Source organism: Vibrio sp. Vb1337, assembly GCF_033338715.1.
Classification (GTDB): domain Bacteria; phylum Pseudomonadota; class Gammaproteobacteria; order Enterobacterales; family Vibrionaceae; genus Vibrio; species Vibrio alginolyticus.
Genome location: NZ_JAWOTD010000021.1, coordinates 66,574 through 77,898, shown reverse-complemented (window position 1 = coordinate 77,898; position 11,325 = coordinate 66,574). Strand labels below are relative to the sequence as shown.

Annotated in this window: 8 protein-coding genes and 4 tRNA genes; 1 reads left to right on the top strand and 11 read right to left on the bottom strand. The window is 45.8% G+C overall.

What is annotated here, in order from left to right; all coding sequences use genetic code 11:
• The 10 genes from R7E42_RS19570 to pncC all read right to left on the bottom strand — a co-directional run bounded on the left by R7E42_RS19570 (window position 1) and on the right by pncC (window position 7,550).
• Window positions 1-73: transfer RNA gene (locus R7E42_RS19570), tRNA-Arg, on the bottom strand.
• A gap of 85 nt (window positions 74-158) precedes the next feature.
• Window positions 159-250, bottom strand: a tRNA-Ser gene (locus tag R7E42_RS19565).
• Window positions 251-279: 29 nt separating this feature from the next.
• A tRNA-Arg gene (locus R7E42_RS19560) sits at window positions 280-356 on the bottom strand.
• A gap of 31 nt (window positions 357-387) precedes the next feature.
• Window positions 388-479, bottom strand: a tRNA-Ser gene (locus R7E42_RS19555).
• Between the two features lie 334 nt (window positions 480-813).
• Window positions 814-1,011: a carbon storage regulator CsrA gene (gene csrA / locus R7E42_RS19550; protein WP_004415691.1), complete on the bottom strand. Its 198-nt coding sequence runs from the start codon at window positions 1,009-1,011 to the stop codon at window positions 814-816.
• A 92-nt stretch (window positions 1,012-1,103) separates the two neighbouring features.
• Window positions 1,104-2,291: an aspartate kinase gene (locus R7E42_RS19545; RefSeq protein ID WP_238843845.1), complete on the bottom strand. Its 1,188-nt coding sequence runs from the start codon at window positions 2,289-2,291 to the stop codon at window positions 1,104-1,106.
• A gap of 212 nt (window positions 2,292-2,503) precedes the next feature.
• Complete coding sequence (gene alaS, locus R7E42_RS19540) at window positions 2,504-5,086, bottom strand: alanine--tRNA ligase (protein WP_225478056.1); 2,583 nt, start codon at window positions 5,084-5,086, stop codon at window positions 2,504-2,506.
• A 142-nt stretch (window positions 5,087-5,228) separates the two neighbouring features.
• Window positions 5,229-5,696, bottom strand: a complete 468-nt coding sequence (gene recX, locus R7E42_RS19535) for a recombination regulator RecX (protein ID WP_017633543.1) — start codon at window positions 5,694-5,696, stop codon at window positions 5,229-5,231.
• Between the two features lie 127 nt (window positions 5,697-5,823).
• The gene (gene recA / locus R7E42_RS19530; RefSeq protein ID WP_005380874.1) at window positions 5,824-6,867 is read right to left on the bottom strand and encodes a recombinase RecA; all 1,044 of its coding nucleotides are present in this window, start codon (window positions 6,865-6,867) and stop codon (window positions 5,824-5,826) included.
• 200 nt (window positions 6,868-7,067) lie between these two features.
• Entirely contained in the window at window positions 7,068-7,550 is a 483-nt protein-coding gene (gene pncC, locus R7E42_RS19525) for a nicotinamide-nucleotide amidase (RefSeq protein ID WP_137282362.1), read from the bottom strand.
• A gap of 84 nt (window positions 7,551-7,634) precedes the next feature.
• Between pncC and mutS the strand changes: the two genes are divergently transcribed.
• Complete coding sequence (mutS, locus tag R7E42_RS19520; protein ID WP_033907432.1) at window positions 7,635-10,196, top strand: DNA mismatch repair protein MutS; 2,562 nt, start codon at window positions 7,635-7,637, stop codon at window positions 10,194-10,196.
• An 82-nt stretch (window positions 10,197-10,278) separates the two neighbouring features.
• Here the strand turns inward: mutS and rpoS are convergent, their stop codons facing one another.
• Window positions 10,279-11,265 (bottom strand): RNA polymerase sigma factor RpoS, encoded by a 987-nt coding sequence (gene rpoS, locus R7E42_RS19515; protein ID WP_005380887.1) that lies wholly within the window; start codon window positions 11,263-11,265, stop codon window positions 10,279-10,281.
• Window positions 11,266-11,325: the final 60 nt, after the last annotated feature.

The following is an 11,325-nucleotide window of genomic DNA, read 5'->3' as shown; positions in this document are numbered from 1 at the left end:
GCGTCCTGGAGGATTCGAACCTCCGACCGCCTGGTTCGTAGCCAGGTACTCTATCCAGCTGAGCTAAGGACGCGCAGATCTTCTTGCTAAGAAGTTGTGAAGTAAATCACATTCATTTCTTACGAAACAAAAAAAAGGCCATCGGGCCAGTCAATGAATGGCGGTGAAGGAGGGATTCGAACCCTCGATACGGGATAAACCGTATACTCCCTTAGCAGGGGAGCGCCTTCAGCCTCTCGGCCACCTCACCGTTTTCATTGTTATATCTCAAAAGAGATATGGCGCGTCCTGGAGGATTCGAACCTCCGACCGCCTGGTTCGTAGCCAGGTACTCTATCCAGCTGAGCTAAGGACGCACTTTTTGTTGATAAATCAACGTTGCAAGAATGGCGGTGAAGGAGGGATTCGAACCCTCGATACGGGATAAACCGTATACTCCCTTAGCAGGGGAGCGCCTTCAGCCTCTCGGCCACCTCACCGTCTTGCGGAGGCACATATTACGTTTTACCGAAAATATGTCAAACACTTTCTTTGAAAAAATCTACGAAACTGGCTTAACCGTTGCTGATTTAATCAAAGTGACTATTAAACGAACTTTATCACTCTATTATGATGAAAAAAAGAGAGTCTTCTCTGAAAAAAAGACATTTATTTTCAAATAACTTTCTGAAGTTCGAATCAACATTATTGATGAATTCACAGCCATACTCAACACAATAGTTTCTGCAAATTTTCAAAAACAGTAAAAACTAAAAAGGCCAACCCTTCGGTTAGCCTTTTTCATTCAAACTAAGCTCTGTAAACAGGAGCGACTTAGTAGTTACCTGAAGCAACGTTGCCATTGCCTTTTTCAGCTTGAATGCGCATGTAGATTTCTTCACGGTGAACTGAAACCTCTTTCGGAGCGTTAACGCCGATACGCACTTGGTTACCTTTAACACCTAGTACAGTTACAGTCACTTCATCACCAATCATCAGTGTTTCGCCTACGCGGCGAGTCAAAATTAGCATTCTTTGCTCCTTGAGTAATCTCTAAATTTTCTTGCTACAAAGCTATTATCCAACAAAAGTTATATTTTCGTAAACTACCTTGTTAGCGAAAATCAGCCTAAAAAGGCATGTTTTTGTTGAATGTTTAATGCTTCACTAGACGTAATGTAAGCATCATGCAGAATGTTTGCTGCTGTATCCACACATTCGGGTGCTAAAACTAGCATCATAGTGAGTGCATTCGTTGCGCTGAAATTGATCTCAATATCTCGCTTTGCCAACAAATCGCATGCGTGCTCTACCATTCCATTGGCCTCAAGCCCCACTGCGGTCAACAGGCTTACCACTTCACTATTACGGATTTTGTCGCTGAACACCAGATCGAACTTGGCACATGCATCTTGTTTTATCATGATACCTGCCCGTTCTGTTTCCTCGATCACATTCCAAATGTCGATACCCAACATCTGACATTGTTTTGTAGCACTAGATAAATGTTCTTTATCGACTTCGATTATGGCAAGGTCACGTTGAATGGCTATACCAGAGACGGCTTGATTGCCTAACTCCCCCTTTACCAGACTGCCTTCATTAACATCAAATGTCGAAAGCACGCGCAGTGGCACATTATTCTTCCATGCAAATTGCACTGAAGGTAAATGTAATACTTTCGCGCCTCGGCTTGCCATCGCTTCCATGGAAGGAAAATCGATAACCGCCAATTTTCGCGCGTTTTTCACTACACGTGGGTCACAAGTATAAATACCATCAACGTCGGTAAAGATTTGACACTCATCAGCGCGCAATGCGCCTGCCAGTGCCACTGCGCTCGTATCTGAGCCACCTCGACCTAATGTGGTGATATCCCCGTTCTCATTCACACCTTGAAAGCCTGCAACAATCACGATTTGGTCTTGCTCAAGCAATCCCAGAATTGTCTTAGTATCAATGTGTTTAATCGTTGCGTCATTGTGTTGATTATCCGTCACAACATTCGCCTGTGCTCCGGTAAGCGAGCGTGCAGCATGACCCAATTTATTGAGTGTCATTGCTAACAGTGCCATTGACACTTGCTCACCAGCAGAGAGCAAAACATCAAGTTCTCGAGCTGTAGGCACGCTATCTATCTGTTTAGCGAGGTCCATCAGTCTGTTTGTTTCGCCTGACATTGCAGACACGACAACAACAACTTGATTGCCATCATTTTTCGCCTTAATGATGTGTTCAGCAACTTGGTGGATTCTTTCAATTGAACCCACTGAGGTTCCGCCAAACTTTTGCACGATAAGGGGCTTTTTCACCAGTCTTCACCTTCCCAAGACCGAAGTCTCTTTAGAACTGCTTACATCGTCAGTATTTCCTTTTAGAAAAATTATATAAGCAGTAGTTACAACAAAAACCAAATAGCCTAAATGACTCGGTTAACTTTTGGTCAATTAAACCACTTGGCTGCTAAAAAAAATTACGCTCAATCAAAGAAACTTGATTGAGCGTAATTTTAGTAGTTAAAAGCTTATAAGCGCTCTTCTAACCAAGGCTGAACTGTTTTAATTGCCTCTGGTAGTGCGGCTACATCAGTACCACCAGCTTGAGCCATGTCAGGACGACCACCGCCCTTACCACCGACTTGCTCAGCAATCATCTTAACTAGATCACCAGCTTTTACTTTACCAGTTAGATCTTTAGTCACACCAGCAATCAGGCCAACCTTGTCACCTGTTACGTTGGCAAGCAGTACGACACCAGACCCCATTTGGTTCTTGATATCATCAACCATAGTACGTAGGTTCTTGCTGTCAGCGCCTTCAAGAGCTGCGACTAGAACTTTTGTACCATTGACTTCAACCGCTTTGCCCATGATGTTAGCGCTTTCTGCTGCCGCCATCTTATCTTTTAGCTTCTGCACTTCTTTCTCTAGCGCTTTTGCTTTCTGTGCAGATTCTGCCAGTTTCTCTTCGTACTTCGCGTTTTGAGCTTCAATAGCGTCTAATGCAGCCTCGCCTGTTACCGCCTCAATACGTCGAATACCTGCAGCAATGCCGCTTTCTGAAGTGATTTTGAATAGGCCAATATCACCTGTGCTTGATGCGTGAATACCACCGCAAAGCTCTGTCGAGAAGTCGCCCATAGATAGTACGCGTACTTCGTCGTCGTACTTCTCGCCGAATAGAGCCATTGCGCCTTTCTTCTTAGCAGACTCAATGTCCATCACGTTGGTTTCAATCGTGTGGTTGCGACGAATTTGCGCGTTAACTAGGCGCTCAACTTCTTTCAACTCTGCTGCGGTTACGGCTTCTAGATGCGAGAAGTCGAAACGTAGGTTGTCTGCCTTCACCAATGAACCTTTCTGCGTTACGTGCTCACCTAAAACTTGGCGTAGTGCTGCGTGTAGCAAGTGCGTTGCTGAGTGGTTTAGAGAGATAGCTGCGCGACGCTCTGCGTCAACGATAGTTGCTACTTCATCACCTTTCGCTAGAACGCCTTCTGCCATTACACCGTGGTGCGCGATTGCGTTACCTAGTTTTTGAGTGTCCTCAACGCAGAATACACCAGACTCAGTACGGATTTCACCAGCGTCACCACACTGACCGCCTGACTCTGCGTAGAATGGTGTTTCACCAAGTACGATGATTGCTTTGTCGCCCGCAGATAGCGAATCTACTTCGTTGCCTTCAACGAACATCGCTGCTACAGAACTAGAGCCTTTAGTACCTGTGTAACCACAGAATTCTGTTTGCGTATCAACTTTGATTGCCGCGTTGTAGTCAGTACCGAAGTTACCCGCTTCACGCGCACGTTGACGCTGTTCTTCCATCGCTTTCTCAAAACCTTCTTCGTCGATTGCGAACTCACGCTCACGTGCAACGTCGTTAGTTAAGTCAGCTGGGAAGCCGTAAGTGTCGTAAAGTTTAAATACGGTTTCGCCGTCCAGTACTTTACCATCTAGGTTATCTAATGCTTCGTTTAGAATCGCCATACCGCGCTCAAGTGTACGACCAAAGTTTTCTTCTTCGATACGCAGTACTTTTTCAACCACAGCTTGTTGACGCTTCAGCTCTTCACCAGCCGTACCCATGATGTCAGCTAGAACGCCAACCAACTTGTGGAAGAATGCACCTTGTGCGCCCAGCTTGTTACCGTGACGAACTGCACGACGGATGATACGGCGTAATACGTAACCACGACCTTCGTTTGAAGGCATAACGCCATCCACGATCAGGAATGAACATGAACGGATGTGGTCAGCGATAACGCGTAGTGATTGGTTTGATAGGTCTTCGTAACCGATCACTTCTGCTGCTGCTTTGATAAGAGCTTGGAATACATCGATTTCGTAGTTTGAGTGAACTCCCTGCATGATTGCAGAGATACGCTCGATACCCATACCAGTATCTACCGATGGTTTTGGTAGCGGTTCCATAGTGCCGTCTGCGTGACGGTTGAACTGCATGAATACGTTGTTCCAGATCTCGATAAAACGGTCACCATCTTCTTCAGGCGTGCCAGGACGGCCACCCCAGATGTGCTCACCGTGATCGTAGAAGATTTCAGTACATGGACCACAAGGGCCAGTGTCGCCCATTTGCCAGAAGTTATCAGACTCGTACGGCTTGCCGCCTTCTTTATCACCAATGCGAACAATACGATCAGCGGGTACGCCAACTTTCTTGTTCCAGATGTCAAACGCTTCGTCATCGGTTTCGTAAACAGTTACCAATAAACGATCCGCTGGCAGTTTAAGAACTTCGGTTAGGAATTCCCAAGCAAAGGAGATCGCATCTTCTTTGAAGTAATCGCCAAAGCTGAAGTTGCCTAACATTTCAAAGAATGTGTGGTGACGAGCAGTAAAGCCAACATTTTCTAGGTCGTTATGTTTGCCACCAGCACGTACGCAACGCTGAGCCGTAGTCGCTCGAGTGTAGGCTCGTTTTTCTAAGCCTAAGAAACAATCTTTAAATTGGTTCATACCTGCGTTTGTGAACAGCAGGGTTGGGTCGTTATGTGGAACTAACGATGAACTTTCTACGATTTGGTGTCCTTTGCTCTCAAAGAACTTGAGGAACGCGTTACGAACCTCATCAGTGCTCATGTACATGCAGCTCTTCCTGAAAATAGTCGAGTTAGAATTTTGCCGTATTGTAGATCATGCAAACAGCTGAGACTAGTTTTCTTGAGGAAAAGAGGGAGTAGGAGAAAAAATTTGAAGCAAAACAAAAATCAGTGCGGACGACTGACCGTTAATCTTCGTCCTCAAAGCTCAGCGCGTAGCTGATTTGGTCAAAACTGTAGCCGCGATACTGCAGAAAACGAACTTGTTTTGCGTACTCTTTTTGGTCTTTGGCTTTAATACCTTTGAATTTCTTTTCTGCCGCCTGTTTAGCCAGTTCAAACCAATCTTGCGGCTCTTCAGCCATAGCTTGCTCAATCACCGATTCCGCAACACGCTTCTGGTTTAACTCTTGACGAATTCGACGCTCTCCATGTCCTTTGTATACATGCTGTCTAATTTGACTCTTCGCGTAACGTAAATCATCTAAATAGTTATGGTCTAGGCAAAAATTAATTGCGATGTCGATGTCTGATTCTTCATAGCCCTTCATCGATAATTTTTGGTAAAGCTCATACTGACCATGATCGCGACGGCTAAGCAATTGGATAGCTGCCTCTTTGCTCGATAATGTTGGCGCCTGGCGTTTTTGGTACATGATGATCCTAAAAGTATTTTTGCTGTACAGGCTCTCAATGGCCTTTGTGATAATTCGATTTTTGATTTCAATAGATACAACAAAGCCCCGCATTGCAGGGCTTTGTCATTTATTAATCTATGAAAGATTAAAACTCTTCAGCTTGCTCTGGCGCTTCACCAGCTTCAGGCGCTTCCGCAAGTGCTGGCGCTAGCAACATTTCACGCAGTTTTGTATCGATAGTTTTGGCCACTTCAGGATGCTCACGCAGGTAGTTACACGCATTCGCTTTACCTTGACCAATCTTATCGCCATTGTAGCTATACCAAGCACCGGCTTTTTCAACTAACTTGTGCTTCACACCTAGATCGACAAGTTCACCTTCGCGGTTAAAGCCTTGGCCGTACATGATTTGTGTGTTTGCTTCTTTAAATGGTGCTGCAATCTTATTCTTAACAACTTTGATGCGCGTTTCGTTACCTACCACTTCGTCACCTTCTTTGATTGCGCCAGTACGACGGATATCTAGACGAACAGAAGCGTAGAACTTAAGTGCGTTACCACCTGTTGTTGTTTCTGGGTTACCAAACATCACACCAATCTTCATACGGATTTGGTTGATGAAGATACACATACAGTTAGACTGCTTTAGGTTACCCGTTAGCTTACGCATTGCTTGAGAAAGCATACGTGCTTGCAGACCCATGTGGCTATCGCCCATTTCGCCTTCGATTTCTGCTTTCGGTGTTAGCGCTGCAACAGAGTCGACAACCATAACATCGATAGCACCAGAACGTGCAAGTGCGTCACAGATCTCTAGCGCTTGCTCACCTGTGTCTGGCTGAGAAACTAGCAATGCATCGATATCAACGCCAAGTTTCTTCGCGTATACAGGATCTAGAGCGTGCTCTGCATCGATAAACGCACAAGTTTTGCCTTCACGTTGCGCAGCAGCAATAAGCTCAAGCGTTAATGTTGTTTTACCTGAAGATTCTGGGCCGTAGATTTCTACGATACGACCCATTGGTAGACCACCAGCACCCAAAGCGATATCAAGAGAAAGAGAACCCGTTGAGATGGTTTCTACGTCCATTGCGCGGTTATCACCAAGGCGCATGATAGAGCCTTTACCGAATTGCTTTTCAATTTGACCTAGCGCAGCGGCGAGCGCTTTCTGTTTGTTCTCGTCCATTACTTTCTCCGATTTATTCATCTTCTTTGGGCGACGAATAGTAATTCATTTTTCTTAAGCAGAAGAACTGCTCAGCAATGAAAGTTATTATACTGTTGATTCATACAGTGTCCATACCTGTATGAAAAAAATTTGGCTGACCTAAAGTCATGATTTGCTCTAGCCCTTATCAATGCTGGGCTAAAACAAGTTAAGAAATTCTAGAGCAGATGTTGATACAATTGAGTCAACGCGTGCTCGACCGCTTTTTTGCGAACTTCTGCACGGTCACCATTAAAATACATGGTTTCTACTTGCTGCCAACTTTGGTTATCAGCAAAAGCAAAGCAGACCATACCGACTGGTTTCTCTTCACTGCCACCACCCGGCCCTGCAATACCACTGATGGACACACCGATGGTGGCATTGGAGTTTTTAATTGCACCCTGCACCATTTCAATCACAACTGGCTCACTCACTGCACCATGCGCTTCTAACGTTGAAGCTTGCACACCAAGCATCTCCATTTTCGCTTCATTACTGTAGGTGACGAACGCACGGTCAAGCCAAGCTGAACTACCAGCAATGTCAGTAATGGCGGTTGCAACACCACCACCTGTGCATGATTCTGCGGTTGTTAAAACATGCCCGTGTTTAGCCAATAATGCGCCTAAATCGGCACTCAATTTTGTTGTTTTTTCCATAGCCAAAATGCCCTTTGTCTCTTTTTACTTGATAGGGATTCACGTATCCTAAGCCGCTACGGAAATAAACAAAAGAACTTACCTGTGAAAGCTGAACAAAAACACACTCCGATGATGCAGCAATACCTCAAGCTAAAAGCTGAGAACCCAGAGATTTTGCTGTTCTACCGCATGGGCGATTTCTACGAACTCTTTTACGATGATGCCAAGCGAGCTTCTCAGCTTCTTGATATTTCATTGACCAAACGTGGTGCGTCTGCAGGTGAACCTATCCCAATGGCGGGTGTGCCATTTCACGCCGTAGAGGGCTACCTGGCAAAACTTGTTCAGCTTGGTGAGTCTGTGGCGATCTGTGAACAGATTGGCGATCCGGCCACCAGCAAGGGCCCGGTAGAACGTAAAGTTGTGCGTATCGTGACACCAGGTACTGTGACGGATGAAGCGCTGCTTTCTGAGCGTGTCGATAACTTAATCGCAGCAATTTACCATCACAACGGTAAGTTCGGTTATGCGACGCTGGATGTCACCTCTGGTCGCTTCCAACTGACAGAACCAGAAACTGAAGAAGCGATGACAGCCGAGCTTCAACGCACTGCACCACGTGAGCTACTGTTCCCAGAAGATTTTGAACCTGTACATTTAATGGCGAGCCGCAATGGTAACCGTCGTCGCCCAGTCTGGGAGTTTGAGCTTGATACGGCTAAGCAACAACTCAATCAACAATTTGGCACAAAAGATCTGGTTGGTTTTGGTGTAGAACATGCGTCCTTAGGGCTGTGTGCTGCTGGTTGTTTGATCCAGTACGTAAAAGATACTCAACGTACGGCTTTACCTCATATTCGCTCTTTAACGTTTGATCATCAGGATCAATCCGTCATCCTTGATGCTGCTACCCGACGTAATCTGGAAATTACTCAAAATCTAGCAGGCGGAACCGATAACACGCTCGCTGCAGTACTCGACCATTGTGCAACTCCGATGGGCAGCCGAATGCTGAAGCGTTGGTTGCATCAGCCTATGCGTTGCATTGAAACGTTAAACAATCGCCTTGATGCGATTGGTGAGATTAAAGAACAAGCTCTGTTTGCCGATCTTCAACCAACGTTAAAGCAAATTGGTGATATTGAACGTATCTTAGCGCGCCTTGCATTACGCTCTGCTCGCCCTCGCGATATGGCTAGACTTCGCAATGCCATGCAACAGCTACCAGAGCTAGAATCTGTCACCGCTTCTTTGACCCATCCGTACCTAACGAAATTGGCGAAGTATGCAGCTCCGATTGACGAAGTATGTGACCTGTTAGAACGCGCGATTAAAGAAAATCCGCCGGTTGTTATTCGTGATGGTGGCGTCATCGCTGAAGGCTACAATGCGGAGCTCGATGAATGGCGAAAATTGGCAGACGGTGCAACAGAATATCTTGAGCAGCTTGAGCGAGATGAGCGTGAACGACACGGTATCGATACGCTTAAAGTAGGCTATAACAACGTTCATGGCTTCTTTATCCAAGTGAGCCGTGGCCAGAGCCATTTGGTTCCACCGCATTATGTACGTCGCCAAACACTCAAAAACGCTGAACGCTACATCATCCCAGAGCTTAAGGAACACGAAGACAAAGTACTTAACTCGAAGTCTAAAGCGTTAGCACTTGAGAAACAGTTGTGGGAAGAACTGTTTGATCTATTGATGCCAAACCTTGAGAAGCTGCAAAACCTAGCTTCTGCTCTGTCTCAGCTAGATGTATTACAAAACCTAGCAGAGCGTGCAGATTCGTTAGATTACTGCCGCCCAACGCTTGTGAAAGACGCAGGAATTCACATTCAAGCTGGCCGTCATCCAGTCGTAGAACAAGTAACAACAGAGCCGTTCATCGCGAACCCAATTGAGCTTAACCCAGCCCGTAAGATGTTGATCATCACCGGTCCAAACATGGGTGGTAAATCAACCTACATGCGTCAAACTGCGCTGATTGCATTGATGGCACATATCGGCTCTTATGTACCGGCAGAATCCGCACAGATTGGTTCTTTAGATCGTATATTTACTCGTATTGGTGCATCAGATGATCTTGCATCTGGCCGCTCGACCTTCATGGTAGAAATGACCGAAACAGCCAATATTCTTCACAACGCAACTAAGAACAGTTTGGTGCTAATGGATGAAATCGGACGCGGTACTAGTACTTACGACGGTCTGTCTTTAGCTTGGGCAAGTGCGGAATGGCTCGCAACACAAATTGGTGCGATGACCCTATTTGCAACTCACTACTTCGAATTAACAGAGTTACCGAACCAACTGCCAAACTTAGCGAACGTTCACTTGGATGCCGTAGAGCATGGAGACAGCATTGCCTTTATGCACGCAGTTCAAGAAGGTGCGGCAAGTAAGTCTTACGGCTTGGCTGTTGCGGGCTTAGCTGGCGTACCAAAAACGGTCATCAAAAATGCGCGTAACAAGCTATCTCAGCTAGAGCAACTGGGGCAAAACAGTGACACACCGCGTCCAAGTGCAGTAGATGTGGCTAACCAGTTGAGCCTGATTCCAGAGCCTAGCGAGGTCGAACAAGCTCTGTCAGGTATTGATCCTGACGACTTAACGCCACGCCAAGCTCTTGAAGAGCTGTATCGCTTGAAGAAGATGCTGTAAACAGACTCACACCAACGAGCAAAAAAGAAAAAAGGCGATGGGGAACCATAGCCTTTTGCGTATCTAGTGAAATACGGATTATTTAATCGTCTTCTACGTTAAATAAGTTTTCCATATTCAAACCTTGTTTGATTAGGACTTCACGAAGACGACGTAAACCTTCCACTTGTATTTGACGTACTCGCTCACGTGTCAGACCAATCTCTCGACCAACTTCTTCCAGCGTCGAAGGCTCGTAGCCTAGTAGGCCGAAGCGACGTGCAAGCACTTCTTTCTGTTTCGGATTCAACTCTTCTAACCAATGAATCAACGATGATTTGATGTCGTCATCTTGAGTCGAAACTTCTGGATCAGAGTTGTTTGCATCAGGAATAATATCCAGCAGCGCTTTCTCACCGTCACCACCGATTGGCGTGTCGACAGAGCTAATACGCTCATTAAGGCGTAACATTTTGCTTACGTCTTCGACTGGAATATCTAATTGAGCAGCAATTTCTTCTGCGGTCGGTTCGTGATCGAGCTTTTGAGAAAGTTCACGCGCAGTACGCAGATAAATGTTCAGCTCTTTCACTACGTGGATAGGTAGACGGATCGTGCGAGTTTGGTTCATCAACGCTCGCTCTATCGTTTGTCGGATCCACCATGTTGCGTAAGTAGAGAAACGGAAACCACGTTCTGGGTCGAATTTTTCGACCGCTCGGATCAAGCCGAGGTTACCTTCTTCAATCAGATCGAGTAGTGCTAGACCACGGTTACTGTATCGACGAGAAATCTTAACAACCAAACGTAGGTTACTTTCGATCATACGTTTGCGTGCCGCTTCGTCGCCACGTAGGGCGCGTCTTGCGTAAAGCACTTCTTCTTCGGCAGTAAGTAAAGGTGAGAAGCCAATTTCGCCCAAATACAACTGAGTTGCATCTAAGCTTTTACTGCTCGCGTCAAATTCTTCACGCGCAGTCGCTTTGCTTTCTGTGGATGATGATCTTTCGAGTTCGTTATCAATGGTCTTCACTGACGCATTGTCAAATGCAAACTCTTCAACTTTGGTTACTGTGTTGCTGATACTCATAACGCCTCCCCCTGGCGAGTTAGCAAGACATGACAACTCAATATGTCGCTAAATGATGTC